The sequence below is a fragment of the Streptomyces sp. NPDC101225 genome (assembly GCF_044767585.1).
Classification (GTDB): Bacteria; Actinomycetota; Actinomycetes; order Streptomycetales; family Streptomycetaceae; genus Streptomyces.
Genome location: NZ_JBIWOE010000009.1, coordinates 235284 through 254703 on the forward strand (window position 1 = coordinate 235284; position 19420 = coordinate 254703).

The 19420-nt window shown below is 71.6% G+C and carries 15 protein-coding genes; 12 read left to right on the forward strand and 3 right to left on the reverse strand.

Annotated features, from left to right (window positions below):
• Window positions 1-51 precede the first annotated feature (51 nt).
• Window positions 52-873, forward strand: coding sequence for a DUF4190 domain-containing protein (locus ACIRPX_RS16315; protein ID WP_404194141.1), 822 nt, complete (start codon window positions 52-54; stop codon window positions 871-873).
• A 79-nt stretch (window positions 874-952) separates the two neighbouring features.
• Here the strand turns inward: ACIRPX_RS16315 and ACIRPX_RS16320 are convergent, their stop codons facing one another.
• The gene (locus tag ACIRPX_RS16320; RefSeq protein ID WP_404194143.1) at window positions 953-1525 is read right to left on the reverse strand and encodes an NADAR family protein; all 573 of its coding nucleotides are present in this window, start codon (window positions 1523-1525) and stop codon (window positions 953-955) included.
• 210 nt (window positions 1526-1735) lie between these two features.
• Here ACIRPX_RS16320 and ACIRPX_RS16325 point away from each other — a divergent pair, with 210 nt between their 5' ends.
• From ACIRPX_RS16325 to ACIRPX_RS16360, 8 genes are all read left to right on the forward strand, one after another.
• The gene (locus ACIRPX_RS16325; protein ID WP_404194146.1) at window positions 1736-3274 is read left to right on the forward strand and encodes a gamma-aminobutyraldehyde dehydrogenase; all 1539 of its coding nucleotides are present in this window, start codon (window positions 1736-1738) and stop codon (window positions 3272-3274) included.
• Between the two features lie 76 nt (window positions 3275-3350).
• On the forward strand, window positions 3351-4595 hold the full coding sequence (locus ACIRPX_RS16330; RefSeq protein WP_404194148.1) for a PotD/PotF family extracellular solute-binding protein: 1245 nt from the start codon (window positions 3351-3353) through the stop codon (window positions 4593-4595).
• 5 nt (window positions 4596-4600) lie between these two features.
• Window positions 4601-5752: an ABC transporter ATP-binding protein gene (locus tag ACIRPX_RS16335; protein ID WP_404194151.1), complete on the forward strand. Its 1152-nt coding sequence runs from the start codon at window positions 4601-4603 to the stop codon at window positions 5750-5752.
• A complete protein-coding gene (locus tag ACIRPX_RS16340) occupies window positions 5752-6675 on the forward strand; it encodes an ABC transporter permease (protein WP_404194154.1) in 924 nt (307 codons plus the stop codon). Before ACIRPX_RS16335 ends, ACIRPX_RS16340 begins: the two co-directional genes overlap by 1 nt.
• Window positions 6676-7476 (forward strand): ABC transporter permease, encoded by an 801-nt coding sequence (locus ACIRPX_RS16345; protein ID WP_404194157.1) that lies wholly within the window; start codon window positions 6676-6678, stop codon window positions 7474-7476. It abuts the gene before it with no gap.
• Window positions 7477-7505: 29 nt separating this feature from the next.
• Window positions 7506-8924, forward strand: coding sequence for an NAD(P)/FAD-dependent oxidoreductase (locus ACIRPX_RS16350; RefSeq protein WP_404194159.1), 1419 nt, complete (start codon window positions 7506-7508; stop codon window positions 8922-8924).
• Between the two features lie 110 nt (window positions 8925-9034).
• A complete protein-coding gene (locus ACIRPX_RS16355) occupies window positions 9035-9502 on the forward strand; it encodes a hypothetical protein (RefSeq protein WP_404194161.1) in 468 nt (155 codons plus the stop codon).
• 69 nt (window positions 9503-9571) lie between these two features.
• A complete protein-coding gene (locus tag ACIRPX_RS16360) occupies window positions 9572-11377 on the forward strand; it encodes a chitinase (RefSeq protein ID WP_404194163.1) in 1806 nt (601 codons plus the stop codon).
• Here the strand turns inward: ACIRPX_RS16360 and ACIRPX_RS16365 are convergent.
• Together ACIRPX_RS16365 and gabT are read right to left on the reverse strand one after the other, a co-directional pair.
• Complete coding sequence (locus ACIRPX_RS16365) at window positions 11365-11898, reverse strand: phosphatase PAP2 family protein (RefSeq protein WP_404194166.1); 534 nt, start codon at window positions 11896-11898, stop codon at window positions 11365-11367. The genes ACIRPX_RS16360 and ACIRPX_RS16365 overlap by 13 nt on opposite strands.
• 396 nt (window positions 11899-12294) lie before the next feature.
• Entirely contained in the window at window positions 12295-13629 is a 1335-nt protein-coding gene (gene gabT, locus ACIRPX_RS16370) for a 4-aminobutyrate--2-oxoglutarate transaminase (protein WP_404194168.1), read from the reverse strand.
• Window positions 13630-13877: 248 nt separating this feature from the next.
• Between gabT and ACIRPX_RS16375 the strand changes: the two genes are divergently transcribed.
• The 3 genes from ACIRPX_RS16375 (at window position 13878) to ACIRPX_RS16385 (ending at window position 19351) form a co-directional block, all read left to right on the forward strand.
• Window positions 13878-15989: an ATP-binding protein gene (locus ACIRPX_RS16375; RefSeq protein WP_404194171.1), complete on the forward strand. Its 2112-nt coding sequence runs from the start codon at window positions 13878-13880 to the stop codon at window positions 15987-15989.
• 122 nt (window positions 15990-16111) lie between these two features.
• On the forward strand, window positions 16112-17713 hold the full coding sequence (locus ACIRPX_RS16380) for a PucR family transcriptional regulator (RefSeq protein ID WP_404194173.1): 1602 nt from the start codon (window positions 16112-16114) through the stop codon (window positions 17711-17713).
• A gap of 192 nt (window positions 17714-17905) precedes the next feature.
• A complete protein-coding gene (locus tag ACIRPX_RS16385; RefSeq protein WP_404194175.1) occupies window positions 17906-19351 on the forward strand; it encodes an aldehyde dehydrogenase family protein in 1446 nt (481 codons plus the stop codon).
• The last annotated feature ends 69 nt before the right edge of the window (window positions 19352-19420 follow it).

Here is a 19420-nt window from a genome sequence, read left to right on the forward strand (position 1 = left end):
GGGGGTACGGCCCGTAGCATGACGGGACGTTCGACAGAGGGGAATCCGCGCATGTCCGACGACGCGCAGACGCCGGCCGCCCGCGACCCGTGGGCCGCGCCGTCGGAGGCCGATTCGCGTGACGCGGCCCCCAAGGTCCCCCTGGGCAAGCAGGACGGCTCCGCGCCGGAGCCGAACCCCTGGGCCCCGCCGGCGAACGACGATCCGGCGGGTCCGGGGTACACGATCGCCGGGAGCGACGTGCCGCCGGCGGATCCGGGCGGCCCTCCCGCAGGTCCGGCGCACCCTTCCGTCCACGACCAGCGGACGGTGACGTCCATGCCCGGCGTGGGCGACACGGCACCGCCCGCCGCCCAGCCCTGGGCGAACCCCTTCTCCCCGCCGGCCGCCACGCCTCCGGCGAACCCCTTCTCCCCGCCGGCCGCCACGCCTCCGGCGAACCCCTTCTCCCCGCCGGCCGCCACGCCTCCGGCGAACCCCTACGCCCCTCCCGTGCACCACCACGGCGAGCCGGTCCCTCCGCCTCCCATAGCCCCCGGCGGCCCCGGCCAGGTCCCCTACGGCTTCGGCCATCCGCAGCAGGCGCCCGGCGCGCCGGGCTACTACGGCTGGCCCGGCATGGCTCCCCTTCCCAGCAACGGCATGGGCACCGCCGCCCTGGTGATCGGCATCATCGCGGTCGTCGTGTTCTGCCTGTGGCCGATCGCCGTCCTGCTGGGTGCGCTCGCGGTGATCTTCGGCTCGATCGGCCGGGCCAAGGCCCGCCGGGGCGAGGCGACCAACGCGGGCCAGTCCCTGGCCGGCATCATCCTCGGCGCCGTGGGCATCGTCCTGGGCCTGGTCATGATCGCCGTCCTGATAGCCAACCCCTGACCCCGTCCCGGGCCGTGAAGGCATGCGGTGGCCGCCCGTATCGGTGGCCGCCTTCGCTCAGGGCTCCCGGGAGGGGGCGTCAGGCCGCGCCGCGCAGGCGCTCCCGCGCCTCCATCAACGCGAAGCCCAGCAGGTTCGGTCCGCGCCATCGCTCCGGGTTCGTCGCCGCGTCGTCGTCCGCCGGGAGGCCGATGCCCCAGACCCGGTCCACCGGGCTCGCCTCGACCAGTACCCGCTCGCCCGTGCCCAGCAGGAACTCCCGCAGATCCGCGTGGGCGGCGAACTTGTGGACGCTGCCCTCGACGACGACGGAGAAGCGCTCACGCTCCCACGTCCGCTCGTCGAAGCCGCGCACCAGGCGCCCCGCCTTCTTGGCGAGGGAGGGGTGCTCCGCGGCCAGCACCCGCCGCTCCGCCTCCGCGTCCCCGAAGAGGCGGGCCTTGGCCGCCATCATCCAGTGCTCAGCCGTCCCGTACGTCACTCCGGCCACGGTGAACGGCGACGGCCACCACTGACTCAGACAGCTCGGGCCCACACGGCCGTCGGCCCTCGCCCGGTGACCCCAGAAGTGCAGATACTTGATCCGAGTCCCGGCGTGGACCTCCCTGACCAGGGCTTCCCGGGAGTCGGTCTTCCCCGTGATCCTTTCCATGCACGCGAGTCTGGCAGGCACCACTGACACTCCGTCCCCCCTTTTCCGCGCTCACTCGACACCTGGTCGACAGATTCCGTCGCGTAACCGAAAGGCAACAACGGAATCACTTGTAGGACCGCTATTGCTCTGTCAGGATCGGCACTCAAATCGAGCTGGAGCTACGCCACCCGCCCCCCGATCCGCGGGGCGACGGCGGAGGAGAGCGACATGCACAACCCGGGCAGTGAGACCCCGGAACGGTTCCCGGCACAGGACCGCTTCTCGGACGGTGCGCAATTCATCGCGGGCCGTCCGGCGAAGGGGACCTCCGGCCGTACGCACGCGGTCGTCGACCCGGCGACCGGCGAGGAGGTGTACACCTACGAGCTGGCCGGACCCGACGACGTCGACGCGGCCGTGGCCGCCGCCCGCGCGGCCTTCCCCGGCTGGTCCGGCGCCACTCCCGGCGAGCGCTCGGACGCGCTGCACCGCTTCGCCGCCGTGCTCGCCGACCGTGCCGAGGACTTCGCCCGCGCGGAGTCCCTCCAGTGCGGCAAGCCGCTGAAGCTGACGCGCGAGTTCGACGTCCCGGGCACCATCGACAACACCGCCTTCTTCGCGGGCGCCGCCCGCCACCTCCAGGGGCAGTCGGCCGGGGAGTACTCCGGCGACCACACCTCGTACGTGCGCCGCGAGCCCATCGGCGTCGTCGGGTCCGTCGCGCCCTGGAACTACCCCCTGCAGATGGCCGCCTGGAAGATCCTCCCGGCGATCGCGGCGGGCAACACCATCGTGCTCAAGCCCGCCGAGCTCACCCCCCTCACCTCGCTGATGTTCGCCCAGGCCGCGACCGACGCCGGTGTTCCGGACGGGGTCGTCAACATCGTCTCCGGCACCGGCAAGGAGGCCGGCGAGCACCTCGTGGGCCACCCCGACGTCGTCATGACCTCCTTCACCGGCTCCACCGCCGTCGGCAGGCGCGTCGCCGAGGTCGCCACCGCCACCGTCAAGCGCATCCACCTGGAACTCGGCGGCAAGGCCCCCTTCGTCGTCTTCGACGACGCGGACCTCGACGCCGCCGTCAACGGCGCCGTGGCCGGTGCGCTCATCAACACCGGCCAGGACTGCACGGCCGCCACGCGCGCGTACGTGCAGCGTCCCCTCTACGACGCGTTCGTGGAGCGGACGGCCGCCCTGATGGAGTCCGTCCGCCTCGGCGACCCCTTCGCCGCCGGCACCGACCTCGGCCCGCTGATCTCGCACGCCCAGCGCGACCGCGTCGCCGGCTTCGTCGAGCGGGCGCGCTCCTACGCACGCGTGGTGACCGGCGGCGAGGCCCCCGGGGGAGACCTGGAGAAGGGCGCCTACTTCCGCCCCACGCTGGTCGCGGACGCCGCCCAGGACAGTGAGATCGTCCAGTCCGAGATCTTCGGCCCGGTGCTGGTGGTCCTGCCGTTCGACAGCGACGACGACGGAATCGGGCTCGCCAACGACACCCCGTACGGCCTGGCCGCCTCCGCCTGGAGCCGCGACGTCTACCGGACGAACCGCGCCACCCGCGAGATCAAGGCGGGCTGCGTGTGGATCAACGACCACATCCCGATCATCAGCGAGATGCCGCACGGCGGCTACAAGGCGTCCGGCTTCGGCAAGGACATGTCCGCGTACTCCTTCGAGGAGTACACCCAGATCAAGCACGTCATGTTCGACAACACGGCGGTGGCCAGGAAGGACTGGCACCGCACGATCTTCGGGGACCGGCTGTAGTCAGTATCCGGCTACCGCCGGGTGAAGAACAGGCCGCCCGACCCGCGGCCGCACCTCCCGAAAGGGCAGCACGCGCATGGAGCAGTACGAGCCCGACCTGTCACCGGCCGTGGTGGCCGCCGTACGGCGCAGCTACCGCAACGGACGAGCCGCCATGACCCGCCGTTCGCTGCTGCGCGCCTCCGCGGGCGGCGCCCTGGCCGCCGGCGGAATGACGGCGCTGAGCAGCTGCGGCATCCCCGCGGCCGGCAAGACGCAAGGCGGCCAGTCCGCCGACGACCACTCGGCCAAGGAGAAGGAGATCAACTTCTCCAACTGGCCCGAGTACATCGACGTGGACGACAGCGGCAAGCACCACCCGACGCTGGAGACGTTCCGCAAGCGGACCGGGATCACGGTCAAGTACACCGAGGACATCAACGACAACGACGAGTTCTTCGGCAAGATCCAGCCGCAGCTCGCCGCGGGCCAGGACACCGGCCGCGACCTCATCGTGCTGACCGACTGGCTGGCCGCCCGCATGATCCGCCTGGGCTACGTGCAGAAACTGGACGCGTCCAACCTGCCGCACGCCTACGCCAACCTCTCCGACCAGTTCCGCAGCCCCGACTGGGACCCGGGCCGCGCCTACTCGTACGTGTGGCAGGGCATCTCGACCGTCGTCGCCTTCAACAAGAAGGCGCTGGACGGCGTCGAGGTGAAGTCGGTCTCCGACCTGCTCGACAACCCGGCCCTGAAGGGGCGGGTCGGCCTGCTGACCGAGATGCGCGACACCGTCGGCATGACCATGCTCGACATGGGCCTGAACCCGGCGAAGTTCACCGACGACGACTACGACAAGGTGATCGCCCGGCTGCAGAAGGCCGTCGACAAGGGCCAGATCCGCCGCTTCACCGGCAACGACTACACCTCCGACCTCAGCAAGGGCGACCTGGCGGCCTGCGTCGCCTGGGGCGGCGACATCGTCCAGCTCCAGTCGGACAACCCCGACGTCGGCTACATCATCCCCGACAGCGGCTACATGACCTCCACCGACAACCTGATGATCCCCAACAAGGCGCGCCACAAGACGAACGCCGAGCGGCTCATCGACTTCTACTACGAGCCGGAGCCGGCCGCCGAACTCGCCGCCTACATCAACTACGTGAGTCCGGTCGCGGACGTGAAGCCGTACCTCGCCAAGCTCGACAAGTCGGCGGCGGACAACCCGCTGATCCTTCCCGACAAGGCCATGGAGGCGAAGTCGGTCGCCTTCCGCGCGCTGAGTTCCAAGGAAGAGACGGCCTACCAGCAGAAGTTCGCGAAGCTCACAGGGGCGTGACGAAGATGACCAAAGACAGCAGCGGCGACGTCCGCCTCTCCGGCATCAGCAAGACCTACGGCTCCTTCACCGCCGTGCACCCGCTCGACCTGACCGTGCCCCAGGGCTCCTTCTTCGCCCTGCTCGGCGCGTCCGGCTGCGGCAAGACCACCACCCTGCGCATGATCGCCGGACTGGAGGAGCCCACCGGCGGCACCGTCCACCTCGGTGACCAGGAGGTCACCCAACTGGCGCCCTACAAGCGGCCGGTGAACACCGTCTTCCAGTCCTACGCCCTCTTCCCGCACCTCGACGTCTTCGAGAACGTCGCCTTCGGCCTGCGCCGGCGGGGCATCAAGAGCGTGAAGAAGCAGGTCGAGGACATGCTGGAGCTGGTCCAGCTCGGCGAGCAGGCGCGCAAGAAGCCGCACCAGCTCTCCGGCGGCCAGCAGCAGCGCGTCGCGGTGGCCCGCGCGCTGATCAACCACCCCAAGGTGCTGCTGCTGGACGAGCCGCTCGGTGCCCTCGACCTCAAGCTGCGCCGCCAGATGCAGCTGGAGCTCAAGCGCATCCAGACCGAGGTCGGCATCACCTTCATCCATGTCACGCACGACCAGGAGGAGGCCATGACCATGGCCGACACGGTCGCCGTGATGAACGCGGGCCGCGTCGAGCAGCTCGGCTCGCCCGCCGACCTCTACGAGAACCCGCAGACGACCTTCGTCGCCAACTTCCTCGGCACCTCGAACCTGATCGAGGCCGAGGTCGACTCCCGGAGCGGCGACGACATCGTGCTCAGGGCCGGCGGCGGCAAGCTCGTGCTGCCCGGGTCGCGGTGCAGCGCGCCCTCGGCGACCGGCGGCAAGGTGCTGGTCGGCGTCCGCCCCGAGAAGATCTCCCTCACGCACGCCGACGACGCGGGCGAGATCGACGAGGGCCGCAACCGCATCACCGGGAAGATCGCCGACTCCAGCTTCATCGGCGTCTCCACGCAGTACGTCATCGACAGCCCCGTCTGTCCGGAGTTCGAGGTCTACGCGCAGAACATCGACCGCGACGCCCGCCTCGTGCCCGGTACCGAGGTCGTCCTGCACTGGAACCCGGCGCACACCTTCGGCCTCGACGCGGCGCAGGACATCGACGCCGGTGTCGCCGAGGTCGAGGAGGAGGCCGCCTGATGGCCACGGTCACCGAGGCGCCACCCCTGGCGCCCGCCCCCGAGAAGAAGCCCCCGCGCAAGCGGGGCCGCTGGACGCCGTACTGGCTGCTGCTGCCCGGCCTCCTGTGGCTGATCATCTTCTTCGCGCTGCCGATGATCTACCAGGCCTCCACGTCCGTGCAGACGGGCTCCCTGGAGGAGGGCTACAAGGTCACCTGGCACTTCGCCACCTACTGGGACGCGCTGTCCGAGTACTGGCCGCAGTTCCTGCGCTCGGTGCTCTACGCGGCCGCCGCGACGATCCTGTGCCTGCTGCTGGGCTACCCGCTGGCCTATCTGATCGCCTTCCGGGCGGGCCGCTGGCGGAACCTGATCATGGTGCTGGTGATCGCGCCCTTCTTCACCAGCTTCCTGATCCGCACGCTCGCCTGGAAGACGATCCTCGCGGACAGCGGACCGGTGGTGAGCGCCCTCAACACGCTGCACGTCCTGGACGTCACCAACGCGCTCGGCTGGACCTCCGGCGACCGCGTCCTGGCCACACCGCTCGCCGTGGTCTGCGGTCTGACCTACAACTTCCTGCCGTTCATGATCCTGCCGCTGTACACCTCGCTGGAGCGCATCGACGGACGGCTGCACGAGGCGGCCGGCGACCTGTACGCCAGGCCCTGGACCACCTTCCGCAAGGTCACCTTCCCGCTGTCGATGCCGGGCGTGGTCTCCGGCACGCTGCTGACGTTCATCCCGGCGGCGGGCGACTACGTCAACGCCGAACTCCTCGGCTCGACCGACACCCGCATGATCGGAAACGTCATCCAGACCCAGTTCCTGCGGATTCTGGACTATCCGACGGCCGCGGCCCTCTCCTTCATCCTGATGGCCGCGATCCTGCTCATGGTCACCCTCTACATCCGCCGGGCCGGGACGGAGGATCTGGTCTAAATGCCTTTCGTCAACTGGCTCAAGCGCCATCTCGTGGTCATCGCCGGACTGGTGACCCTCGGCTATCTGCTGCTGCCGAACGTCATCGTCACGGTGTTCTCCTTCAACAAGCCGAAGGGCCGCTTCAACTACCAGTGGCAGCAGTTCTCCACGGACGCCTGGAAGGACCCGTGCGGGGTCGCCGGCCTGTGCGGCTCGCTGTCGATCAGCCTCCAGATCGCCCTGTGGGCGACGATCGGCGCCACCCTGCTGGGCACGATGATCGCCTTCGCGCTGGTCCGCTACCGGTTCCGCGCCCGCGGCACGGTGAACTCGCTGATCTTCCTGCCGATGGCGATGCCCGAGGTCGTCATGGCCGCCTCGCTGCTCACCCTGTTCCTCAACCTCGGCGCCCAGCTGGGCTTCTGGACGATCCTGATCGCCCACATCATGTTCTGCCTCAGCTTCGTCGTGGTCGCCGTGAAGGCGCGCGTGATGTCGATGGACCCGCGCCTGGAGCAGGCGGCGCAGGACCTCTACGCCGGTCCGGCGCAGACCTTCCTGCGCGTCACGCTGCCCATCGCCGCGCCCGGCATCGCGGCGGGCGCGCTGCTGTCCTTCGCGCTCTCCTTCGACGACTTCATCATCACCAACTTCAACGCGGGCTCGACCGTCACCTTCCCCATGTTCGTCTGGGGCTCGGCACAGCGCGGCACGCCCGTCCAGATCAATGTCATCGGCACCGCCATGTTCCTGGTGGCCGTGCTGCTGGTCCTGGCGTCCATGCTGATCGGCAACCGCCGCAACCGGCAGAAGGCATGACCGCACACCCCTCGTAGGGAGTTGACATCATGGCCCCGAGCGCCATGAACCGCTGGACAAGGTCTCTTTCCGACGCACAGCCCGTCCCGTACTGGCTGGAGGACCCCGGCAAGCCCCACCCCGAGCCCGCGCTGACCGGCGCCGAGAGCTGCGACCTGCTGGTCGTCGGCGGCGGTTACAGCGGACTGTGGACCGCGCTCCTCGCCAAGGAGCGCGACCCCGGACGGGATGTCGTCCTGCTGGAAGGCCGTGAGGCGGGCTGGGCCGCCTCCGGCCGCAACGGCGGCTTCTGCGCCGCCTCCCTCACCCACGGCCTGCCCAACGGCCTGGCCCGCTGGCCGGCCGAGATCCACCGCCTGGAGGAGCTGGGCGCCCGCAACCTCGACGAGATCGAGAAGGCGGTCGCCCGGTACGGCCTCGACTGCGACTTCGAGCGCACCGGCGAGATCGACGTGGCGACGGAGGCGTACCAGACGAGGGAACTGCGCGACTGGTACGAGGAGATGGAACGCGAGGGCCTCGCCGACGGCGTCGAGTTCCTGGACGCCGAGGCGGTGCGGCGGCACGTCGACTCACCGACGTTCCAGGCGGGTCTGTGGGACCGCCGGGGGGTGGCCATGCTCCACCCGGCGAAGCTCGCCTGGGGCCTCAAGCGCGCCTGCCTCGGGCTCGGCGTCCGCGTCCACGAGCACACCCCGGCCCTCGCCCTGAAGCGGTACGGCGCCGGCCTGGCCGTCCGCACCCCCTACGGCTCGGTCCGCGCCCGCAAGGTCGCGCTCGGCACCAACATCTTCCCGAACCTGGTCAGGCGCGTGCGGTCGTACACCGTCCCGGTCTACGACTACGCGCTGATGACCGAGCCGCTGAGCGACGCGCAGCTCGCGTCGATCGGCTGGCAGGGCCGCCAGGGACTCGGGGACTCGGCGAACCAGTTCCACTACTTCCGCCTCTCCGCCGACAACCGCATCCTGTGGGGCGGTTACGACGCGGTCTATCCCTACGGCGGCCGGGTGCGCGCCGAGTACGACGACCGCCCGGAGACCTACGCCAAGCTCGCCGGGCACTTCTTCACCTGCTTCCCGCAGCTGGAGGGCGTCCGCTTCACGCACGCCTGGGGCGGCGCCATCGACACCTGCTCGCGCTTCTCGGCGTTCTTCGGCACCGCGCACCAGGGCGACGTCGCCTACGCGGCGGGTTACACGGGTCTCGGCGTGGGTGCCACGCGCTTCGGCGCCGAGGTGATGCTGGACCTGCTGGCCGGGGAGAAGACGGAGCGGACGTCGCTGGAGATGGTCCGCAGGAAGCCGATACCGTTCCCGCCCGAGCCCTTCGCGTGGACCGGCATCGCCCTCACCAAGTGGTCGCTCGCCCGCGCGGACGCGCAGGCCGGCCGCCGCAACCTCTGGCTGCGGACGATGGACCGGCTGGGCCTCGGCTTCGACAGCTGAGTGTGATCCAGCTCACGTCAATCGGGTGCCCGAACCCGCGTAATGCCGGCCTGGGACCTCCCTCTCTCCCGTGACGCGACGGCGTCAAGGAGAGACAGGGAGGTCCCCTCATGGCTGGGGCGAAGACGGCGGTCGAGTGGCTGGCATCCGTTGCTCCGGATCCCGAGGCCTGTCGCCGGGAGTGGGAGCGCAATCCGCAGGGGATCGCCCTGCTGCCCGCCGGCAAGGCCTGGGACGTGATCATCCTGCCGAGCGGGCTCGGCTATCCCACCCTGGACGTCCTCACCCGCATCCTCGGCCGGCCCGGCCCGGTGCTGGCCGACTTCGGGGACGCGCGCATGGGTTTCCTGGTGCCACCGGGCACCGCGGCCCGATGGCTCGGCACGGGCATCCGTACGGCGGGGGCGGGCACCTGGATCGTGGTGCCGTACCCGGGCCGCTCGACCAGCGGGGTCCGCTGGCTGGTGCCGCCGGACGGCTCCGGCACGCTCACCGACCCGGCCCTGCTCGAACTGGCCCTGCACGAGGCGGCGGCGAGCCTGGCCGTCGACGACGACGGCCGGGGGCCGAGGGCTTGACAAGAGGATTGGTCTGGACCAAATTGGGCGCGCTCCACCCCTCCAATTCCCCCCTGCCCGGAGGCACTTGTGGATCGCCCCAGTCGCACCAGACCTGTCCTCGCCGCGCTCACGGCGGCCCTGCTGGCCGTACCCGGCATCACCGCGCTCTCGTCGCCGGCCCAGGCGGCCGACGCGGACCTGGCACGCAACGGAGGCTTCGAGTCCGGCCTCGACGGCTGGAGCTGCACCGCCGGCACGACGGTCGGCTCACCCGTGCACAGCGGCAGTTCCGCGCTGCAGGCGACCCCGGCCGGCAGCGACAACGCCCAGTGCACGCAGACCGTGACCGTGCAGCCCGACTCCCGGTACACGCTGAGCGGCTACGTCCGCGGCTCCTACGTCTACCTCGGCGCGTCCGGCACCGGCACCACCGACGTGTCCACCTGGACCCAGTCCGCCCCCGACTGGCAGAAGCTCACCACGACCTTCACCACCGGCGCCGCCACCACCGAGGTCACCCTCTACACGCACGGCTGGTACGGCACCGGCGCCTACTACGCCGACGACGTCTCCCTCGTCGGCCCGGCCGGGAGCACGGGCCGGCCGCCCGCCGCGCCCGGCGGTCTCCACGCCGGCACGGTCACGTCCTCCACCGTCGCCCTGTCCTGGACGCCGGTGACCGGCGCCACGAGCTACGCGGTCTACCGCGACGGCACCAAGGTCCAGACAGTGAGCGGCAGCTCGGCCACCGTGACGGGCCTGGCCCCGTCGACCGCGTACAGCTTCCAGGTGACCGCCGTGAACGACGCGGGTGAATCGGCGAAGTCGGCGGCCGTGACGGCCACGACCACCACCGGCTCCTCGGGCGGCACCTCCGACCTTCCCACCCACGCCCTGGTCGGCTACCTGCACGCCAGCTTCGCCAACGGCTCCGGCTACACGCGGATGGCCGACGTCCCCGACAGCTGGGACGTCATCGACCTGGCCTTCGGCGAGCCGACCTCCGCCACCTCCGGCGACATCCGCTTCACCCGCTGCCCGGTCACCGAGTGCCCGAACGTCGAGTCCGACGCCGACTTCAAGGCCGCGATCAAGGCCAAGCAGGCGGCCGGCAAGAAGGTGCTGATCTCGATCGGCGGCCAGAACGGCCAGGTGCAGCTGACCACCACCGCGGCCCGCGACGCCTTCGTCTCCTCGGTCTCGGACATCATCGACACCTACGGCCTCGACGGCCTGGACATCGACTTCGAGGGCCACTCCCTCTCCCTGAACGCCGACGACACGGACTTCAAGAACCCGAGGACCCCGGTGATCGTCAACCTGATCTCGGCCCTGAAGACCCTGAAGGCCAGGTACGGCTCGGCGTTCGTCCTGACCATGGCCCCGGAGACGTTCTTCGTGCAGATGGGCTACCAGTTCTACGGCACCGGCAAGTTCGGCGGCCAGGACCCGCGCTGCGGTGCCTATCTCCCGGTCCTCTACGCCCTGCGGGACGACCTGACGCTGCTGCACGTCCAGGACTACAACTCCGGCCCGATCATGGGCCTCGACAACCAGTACCACACCATGGGCGGCGCCGACTTCCACATCGCCATGACCGACATGCTGCTCACCGGCTTCCCGGTCGCGGGCGACGCGAACAACGTCTTCCCGCCGCTGCGGCCCGACCAGGTGGCCATCGGCATGCCGGCCTCCACGAACGCGGGCAACGGCTACGTCGCCCCGGCCGAGGTCACCAAGACCCTGGACTGCCTGACGAAGAAGTCGAACTGCGGCTCGTACCCCACCCACGGCACCTGGCCCGCCCTGCGCGGACTGATGACGTGGTCGGTCAACTGGGACCGCTACTCGAACTGGGAGTTCCAGCACACCTTCGACGGCTACTTCGGCTGATCCCCGGCCCTGCCGAGGACCATCCGGAAGACCGTCAGCAGCATCGCGCAGAGGCACCAGCTGGCCACCACGTCCAGGGGCCAGTGGTAGCCGCGCCGCACCAGGCCGTAGCCCACGCCGAGATTGACGAGCACGCAGGCGGCGACGAGGGCGCGGCGGGCGGCGGCGCGGCTCAGCCAGGGCAGCAGGAGCAGGGTCGCGGTGCCGTACGCGACGGAGGCCGTGGCGGTGTGGCCGGAGGGGTAGTAGCCGGTGCCCGGACCCATGATCGGTGGGCCCGGACGGTCGATCAGCGCCTTGAGCGGCACGACCAGGACCGGGACCAGCGCCATCGCCACGGCCGCCGCCAGCGGCGGCAGCCACCAGCGGTAGGTCCCCGCGGCGCGGCCGCGCCGGGCGACGTGGGCGATGACGGCGAGGAGCACCGGTACCGCGACGACCACGCTGCCCAGGTCGGCGAGGCCGCCGTAGACGCGCAGCGGGTCCACGAGGGCGTGGCTGACGCGCTCGTCCCCACGCACGAGCGGGCCGCCGGAGACGACCTGCCAGGTGATGAGCGCGAAGAGAAGGGCGGGAAGCCCGAGCAGTCCGAGAAACGGAAGGAAGGAGGCCGGCCGCCCCGGAACAGGGGGGGTGGTTCCGAGGCGGCCGATCTGACCGGATCGACGCCCACCCCGGGGGGTTTGGGGCGGGCGACTGTCCGATCGGTGAGGAGATCCGGAACCGGAAGCTCCGGGTGTGTGCGCGAGGGCACGACCAGGTCGTAGCTGGGGAGGCCACGGCCTGAAGTCGCCCACAGTCCCCTGTGAGCGGGGTGTATCTCTCATCTGGGTAGAACCTACGGCAGCAGATGGGCCGAAGACAGGCGGAATCGCGTCCCGCCATCCACCTCGCACACGTTCTTCACACGGCCTGCCTCAGACGCGGGCGAAGGCCTGCTCGATGATGTCGAGGCCCTCGTTGAGCAGGTCCTCGCCGATCACCAGCGGCGGCAGGAAGCGGAGCACGTTGCCATAGGTGCCACAGGTCAGGACCAGCAGTCCCTCCTGGTGGCAGGCCTTGGCGAGCGCCGCGGTCGCCTCCGGGGCCGGCTCCTTGGTCGCACGGTCCTTGACCAGCTCGACGGCGATCATGGCACCGCGGCCGCGGACGTCGCCGATGATCTCGAACTTGTCGGCCATGGCGGTGAGGCGCGCCTTCATCACCGCCTCGATGCTCTTCGCCCTGGCGTTGAGGTCGAGCTCCTTCATGGTCTCGATGGCGCCCAGCGCACCGGCGCAGGCCACCGGGTTGCCGCCGTAGGTGCCGCCCAGGCCGCCCGCGTGCGCGGCGTCCATGATCTCGGCACGGCCGGTCACGGCGGCCAGCGGCAGACCGCCGGCGATGCCCTTCGCGGTGGTGATCAGGTCCGGGACGACGCCCTCGTCCTCGCAGGCGAACCACTGGCCGGTGCGGCAGAAGCCGGACTGGATCTCGTCCGCGACGAAGACGATGCCGTTGTCCTCGGCGAACTGGCGGATCGCGGGCAGGAAGCCCTTGGCCGGCTCGATGAAGCCGCCCTCGCCGAGCACCGGCTCGATGATGATCGCGGCGACGTTGTCCGGGCCGACCTGCTTGGTGATCTGGTCGACGGCCTGCGCGGCGGCCTCGGGGCCGGCGTTCTCGGCGCCGGTCGGCCAGCGGTACCCGTACGCCACCGGCACCCGGTAGACCTCGGGCGCGAACGGGCCGAAGCCGTGCTTGTACGGCATGTTCTTCGCCGTCAGCGCCATCGTCAGGTTGGTACGGCCGTGGTAGCCGTGGTCGAAGACGACCACGGCCTGGCGCCTGGTGTACGCACGGGCGATCTTGACCGCGTTCTCGACGGCCTCCGCGCCGCTGTTGAACAGCGCGGACTTCTTGGCGTGGTCACCCGGGGTCAGCTCGGCCAGGGCCTCGGCGACCTCCACGTAGCCCGCGTAGGGGGTGACCATGAAACAGGTGTGGGTGAAGTCGGCGAGCTGGGCGGAGGCCCGGCGCACGACGGCCTCGGCGGAGGCGCCGACGGAGGTCACGGCGATGCCGGAGCCGAAGTCGATGAGCCGGTTGCCGTCGACGTCCTCGATGATCCCGCCGCCCGCGCGCGCGGTGAACACGGGCAGCACGGAGCCCACGCCCTGCGCGACCGCGGCGGTACGGCGGGCCTGCAGTTCCTGCGACTTGGGGCCGGGGATGGCGGTGACGATCCGGCGCTCCTGCGGAAGTGCGCTCATGAGGGGCTCCTGGGGGTGTGCGCGGTGGTGCGATGGCGTGCTGCGGACTCTTGTCTTCTTTTCTCGCAGGCTAGGACGGGGGACGAAAGGTGGGCATGCTCCATGTGGGCGTTTTCGGCCGGCGCGATTGTCCACCGTGGACAGGGTGCCGGTCAGGGGCCCGGCCGTGTAAAGCGGTGAACTGCCCGGACGGGGCGTTAGATTGACCGCTGACGGTGGACGGAGCGGCTGGTCAAGGGGCGAGGGCGATGGACAGCGACGGGACGCAGGACGCGCGGGGTACGCATGCGAATCCTGTGCCACGGGCACGCTCCGCCTTTCCGCCGAAGCCCACGGAGGCCCCGCCGATGCCCCCGCCCCCCGACGGCTCCGCCTTCCTGACCTGGCTGCGCGCACCGCGGCCGGAGGCGGCACCGGGGATCTGGCGCTTCGGCCACCGCCCCCGGAAGGCCGAGGAACCCGAGCAGATCCCGACCAGGCAACTGCTGAGCGGAGCACTGATCGCGTTCCTGGTGGGCTGGCTCGTGTGGTCGCTCCTGCAGAACGGCTATCTGGGCGCCTGGTGGCTTCTGCCGTTCAAGCTGCTCGTCCCTGATGCCTGGCGCGGCGGCGGGAGCGAGGTCGGCAACTTTCTCCTCTACCAGGGATATCAGCTGCTGATCGCCCTGATCATCATGGTGGTCGTGGGAAGACTCGGCCGCTGGAACGAGGTATGGAGGCGCTTCGGGGCACCCTTCTTCAAGCGTCCCGCGCTCCGGCAGGCACCTCCGCCCGCGCCCGAGGAAGATCCCGCCCACTGGAGTCAGCTTCGGGCTGCCGGCGCCGACGACGCCGCGGACCGGCTCGCCTCGGCCGCACGGACCGGGGAGATGCGCGACGTCGACCACGCCCGCATCAGCCGTGCCTGGCAGGGGGTCCGCAGCGGTCGGCACAGCCTGAGCACGTTCACCGGGGCCGTGCTCAAGGACGGTGCCGCCGCCTGCCTGCATCCCTCCGGCGAGCGCGACCTGCCCTTCCGCCAGGCCCGGCACGACCTGATCACCGGCCAGGTGCGGCTCGGCAGCACCACGGACGATCCGCGCAACCCGTACGGCTATCGCGGCACCGGACTCGCCCTGGCTCCCGAGCTCCTGGGAACGTCGCTCATCGCCGTCGGACCCGCGGGCTCGGGCAAGACGGGCTCGCTGGTACGGCCGCTGGCGGAGTCCTTGTGCTTGCAGGCGCTGGTGGGGCGGGCCTCCGTGGTGGTCGTCGGAGGGACGGGTGCCGAGCTCGGCACCCACGACTCCTACGACGTCGTCGTGCGCATCGGCCACCCCGATTCCGTCTACGACCTCGATCTCTACGGCGGCAGCGGTGATCCCGACGAGGCCGCGGCCGTGCTCGCCGAGGCGCTGGTCGGGGATCTCGCGGATCCGCATCCGGGCAGTGACAGCCGCCGGTCCACCACCGTGCTCGCGCAGCTGCTCGGACCGTTCCGGGCGGTGCACGGCCGCTTCCCCTCCGTGCCGGAGCTGCGGCAGCTGCTGGACGGGGCGCCCGGACCGCTGGACGAGCTGCGCACGGCGCTGCAGGGCTCCGGGCAGGACTCGCTGCTGCGGGAACTGGACGCGCGGCAGCGGCAGTCGGGCCACCCGGGCGACGTGGCGGCCGTGCTCGGGGACCGGGTGGCGCTGCTCGACCGGCCCGCCTTCGCCGGGTTCTTCGACACCTCGGGGCAGTCGAAGCCGTTCTCGCTCAAGGCCCTCGACCACCCGGTGCGGGTCCGTATCGACCTGCCCGAGCGCGGGCACGCGGACGCCTCGCGGATGCTGGCGCGCCTGGTGCTCGCGCAGTTCACGGCGAGCGTCGCGGTGCGGGAGGACCGCTCCCTGTTCGCCTGCCTGGTGCTGGACGACGCCACCGGGGTCGTCACGCCGGAGGCGGTGCGCGGGATCCAGCGGCTGCGGTCGGCCAACGCCGGCGCCGTGCTCACCCTGCGCACCCTGGACGACGTGCCGAGGCCGCTGCGCGGGCCGCTGCTCGGCTCCGCCGGCTGCCGGATGGCGCTGTCCGGGCTCACCCCGTGGGACGGGCAGGACTTCGCCGAGGTCTGGGGCAAGGAGTGGACGGAGGCGCGGGACGTCACCGACCGGCAGATCATCGCCGAGACCCCGGCCGGCAAGGCCGTGCACATGCTGCGCCGGGTGATCACCGGCAAGGCGCCGACCGCGCGGGCCGTGACCGTGCGGCAGGTCGAACGGGAGCGGTGGTCGGCCTCCGAGCTGGCGCACGGGGTGCCGCCGGGCCACGCGGTGCTGTCCCTGACGAACGTGAAGGGGGAGCACGCGCCCCCGCTGCTGGTGGATCTGCGGCACTAGGCCTGGACTCCGAGGCGCCGCGGGACCGTACAGTGAGGCAGAATCGGCACACGTCGTTCATACCCGATGTCCAAAAGATCACAGGGTTCGCCCAGTCCTCGCAGACCTGACCTGAAGGTCCCATGCCTCCGACCCTCGCCTCGCTCGTCCACCACTCCGCGCTCCGGCTCACCGTGCGCGCGGGTGAGGAACGCCTGGACGTGCCCGTCCGCTGGGCGCACGTCAGCGAACTCGCCGATCCCGTGCCGTACATGGAGGGCGGCGAGCTGCTCCTGGTCACCGCGCTGAAGCTGGACGCCGAGGACCCGGAGGCGATGCGGCGGTACGTGAAGCGGCTGGTCGGCGCCGGGGTGGTCGGGCTGGGCTTCGCCGTCGGCGTCAACTACGAGGACATCCCGAAGGCGCTCGTCGACGCGGCCGAGGACGAGGGGCTGCCGCTGCTGGAAGTGCCCCGCCGCACCCCCTTCCTCGCCATCAGCAAGGCGGTCTCGGCGGCGATCGCGGCCGACCAGTACCGGGCGGTGACGGCGGGCTTCGCCGCGCAGCGGGAACTGACCAAGCAGGCGCTGACGGCCGGTCCGGAGGGGATCCTGGCCGCGCTCGCCGCACAGGTCGACGGCTGGGCGGCGTTCTACGACGTCTCGGGCACCGTCGTCGCCACGGCCCCGGAGTGGGCGGGCCGGCGGGCCGCGCGGCTGACGGCGGAGGTCGAGCGGCTGCGCGAGCGGCCGGCACCCGCGTCCGCGGTGGTCGGCCCGCCCGACAACGAGGACCGCGTCGAACTGCACTCCCTGGGCACCGAGCGCCGGGCCCGGGCCGCGCTCGCGGTGGGCACGGCGGCGGCCCTCGGCACGGCGGAGCGGTACGCGCTGCACTCGGCGATCGCGCTGCTCACGCTCACCACGGAGCGGTCGAGGTCGCTGCACGCCGCGCAGCAGCGCCTGGGCGCGGCGGTGCTGCGCATGCTGCTCGCGGGCGAGCCGGACCACGCACGGGCCGTCGCCGGCCATCTGTACGGCGGCCTCCTGGACGCGCCCTTCCGGATGGTCGTCGCCGAGTCGGCGTCGAGCGCCCGCACCGCGGCCGAGGCCGCCGATCCGCTGGGCGCGCTCGCCGAGATCGTGGAGTCGGCGGCCGCGCGGGCGGGGGAGTCCGTGCTGGTCGTGCCCGAGGGGGAGCAGCTGATCGTGCTGGCCGCGGACGGGGGCGCGGCGGTCGCCGCGTGCGGGGAGTACGCGATGGCGGTGGAGGGCGCGCGCTCCGACGTCGCCGCGGCGCGGGAGCCCGCCGGCGACGCGGACGAGCTCGTGGTGGGGCTGTCGGCGCCCGTCGGCCCCATAGCCGCCGCGGCGGCGTACAAGCAGGCCGAGCAGGCGCTGTCGGTGGCCCGGCGGCGGGGCCGGGTGTGCGTGGCGCACGAGCAGCTGGCCTCGGGATCGGTGCTGCCGCTGCTCGCCGACGACGCGGTCAAGGCGTTCGCGGACGGGCTGCTCCGCCCGCTGTACGAGCACGACGCGACCGGTCGCGGCGACCTGGTGGCCTCCCTGCGCGCCTGGCTCTCCCGCCACGGCCAGTGGGACGCGGCGGCGGCGGACCTGGGCGTGCACCGGCACACGCTGCGCTACCGGATGCGGCGCGTGGAGGAGATCCTGGGGCGGTCGCTGGACGACCCGGACGTCCGCATGGAGCTGTGGCTGGCGCTGAAGGCGGCATCGGTGGAGTGAGAGGACCGGGCCCGCGGGGTGACGGTGCCGGCCCGTCGGCCGCCGGGGCGCGTCCCGTGGACCCGACCTGGCCGAACCGTCGCAGCCCCGCCCCCGACCACTCCACACCGGCCAAACACCGCCCGGTCCCCGCCGATCTACGGTGGACCCGGACCATCCTGCACACCCCCTATCGCGGAAGGGCCGGGACTCATGACTTCCACCACCGCCTTCTGGCTCGCCGGCCGCCAGGCCACGGGCGACGACACCTTCGACGTCACCTCCCCGTGGGACGGCCGGCTCGTCGGCAAGGTCAGCGTGCCGACGGACGCCCAGGTCGAGGAGGCCGTCGCCGCCGCCCACGCCGTGCTCGAGGACTTCGCCGCGACCCCCGCCCACGTCCGCGCCGCCGCCCTCGACCACGTCAGCAGGCGCCTGGCCGAGCGGACCGAGGAGATCGCCCGGCTGATCTCGGCGGAGAACGGCAAGCCGATCAAGTGGGCCCGCGGCGAGGTCGGCCGCGCCGTCTCCGTCTTCCGGTTCGCCGCGGAGGAGGCCCGGCGCTTCAACGGCGGCGAGGCCCAGCGCCTGGACACCGACGCCGGCGGCCAGGGCCGGCTCGCCCTCACCCGGCGCTTCCCGAAGGGCGTCGTCCTCGGCATCGCGCCCTTCAACTTCCCGCTCAACCTCTGCGCCCACAAGATCGCCCCGGCGATCGCGGCCGGCGTGCCGATCATCCTCAAGCCGGCCCCGGCCACCCCGCTCTCCGGCCTGATCATCGGCGACCTGCTCGCCGAGACCGACCTGCCGGCCGGTTCCTGGAGCATCCTCCCGGTCGCCAACGACAGGATGCCCGCGCTGGTCCAGGACGAGCGCCTGCCGGTCATCTCCTTCACGGGTTCCGAGAAGGTCGGCTACGCGATCATGGACTCGGTGCCGCGCAAGCACTGCACCCTGGAGCTCGGCGGCAACGGCGCGGCCGTCGTCCTCGGCGACTACGCCTCCGACGCCGACCTCGACTGGGCGGCCACCCGCATCGCCGCCTTCTCCAACTACCAGGGCGGCCAGTCCTGCATCTCGGTGCAGCGGGTCGTCGTGGACGCGTCCGTGTACGACCGCCTGCTGCCGCGCATCGTCGCCGCCGTCGAGGCCCAGGGCACCGGCGACCCGGGCGACGACACGACCGACGTCGGCCCGCTGGTCAGCGAGGACGCGGCCAGGCGCGTGGAGTCGTGGGTCAAGGAGGCGGTCGAGGCGGGCGCCACGCTCCTCACCGGCGGCGACCGCGACGGCGCCTCCTACGCGCCGACCGTCCTCACCGACGTGCCGTCCGAGGTCACCCTCTCCTGCGAGGAGGTCTTCGGACCCGTCCTGACCGTGCGGAAGGTGGACGGCGAGGCCGAGGCGTTCGCCGCGGTCAACGACTCCAAGTACGGCCTGCAGGCAGGCGTGTTCACGCACGACCTCCAGGTGGCCTTCCGGGCCCACCGCGCGCTGGAGGTCGGCGGCGTCGTCGTCGGCGACGTTCCCTCCTACCGCGCCGACCAGATGCCGTACGGCGGCGCCAAGCGCTCCGGCGTGGGACGCGAGGGCGTGAAGTTCGCGATGGACGACTACACGTACGAGCGGGTCCTCGTCCTCACCGGTCTGGCCCTGTAGGGCCACCCCGCGAAGGGGCCCGGCGCCGAGCCTTCCGGTGCCGGGCCCCTTCCATCCCGCCACCTGCCC

Excerpts from the sequence above, each read along its gene's own strand:
- ACIRPX_RS16340 (WP_404194154.1), top strand. The coding sequence starts at position 5,752 with ATGGCCACGGTCACCGAGGCGCCACCCCTGGCGCCCGCCCCCGAGAAG.
- ACIRPX_RS16350 (WP_404194159.1), top strand. The coding sequence starts at position 7,506 with ATGGCCCCGAGCGCCATGAACCGCTGGACAAGGTCTCTTTCCGACGCA.
- ACIRPX_RS16375 (WP_404194171.1), top strand. The coding sequence starts at position 13,878 with ATGGACAGCGACGGGACGCAGGACGCGCGGGGTACGCATGCGAATCCT.
- ACIRPX_RS16380 (WP_404194173.1), top strand. The coding sequence starts at position 16,112 with ATGCCTCCGACCCTCGCCTCGCTCGTCCACCACTCCGCGCTCCGGCTC.
- ACIRPX_RS16355 (WP_404194161.1), top strand. The coding sequence starts at position 9,035 with ATGGCTGGGGCGAAGACGGCGGTCGAGTGGCTGGCATCCGTTGCTCCG.
- ACIRPX_RS16345 (WP_404194157.1), top strand. The coding sequence starts at position 6,676 with ATGCCTTTCGTCAACTGGCTCAAGCGCCATCTCGTGGTCATCGCCGGA.
- ACIRPX_RS16315 (WP_404194141.1), top strand. The coding sequence starts at position 52 with ATGTCCGACGACGCGCAGACGCCGGCCGCCCGCGACCCGTGGGCCGCG.
- ACIRPX_RS16335 (WP_404194151.1), top strand. The coding sequence starts at position 4,601 with ATGACCAAAGACAGCAGCGGCGACGTCCGCCTCTCCGGCATCAGCAAG.
- ACIRPX_RS16330 (WP_404194148.1), top strand. The coding sequence starts at position 3,351 with ATGGAGCAGTACGAGCCCGACCTGTCACCGGCCGTGGTGGCCGCCGTA.
- ACIRPX_RS16325 (WP_404194146.1), top strand. The coding sequence starts at position 1,736 with ATGCACAACCCGGGCAGTGAGACCCCGGAACGGTTCCCGGCACAGGAC.
- ACIRPX_RS16385 (WP_404194175.1), top strand. The coding sequence starts at position 17,906 with ATGACTTCCACCACCGCCTTCTGGCTCGCCGGCCGCCAGGCCACGGGC.
- gabT (WP_404194168.1), bottom strand. The coding sequence starts at position 13,629 with ATGAGCGCACTTCCGCAGGAGCGCCGGATCGTCACCGCCATCCCCGGC.
- ACIRPX_RS16320 (WP_404194143.1), bottom strand. The coding sequence starts at position 1,525 with ATGGAAAGGATCACGGGGAAGACCGACTCCCGGGAAGCCCTGGTCAGG.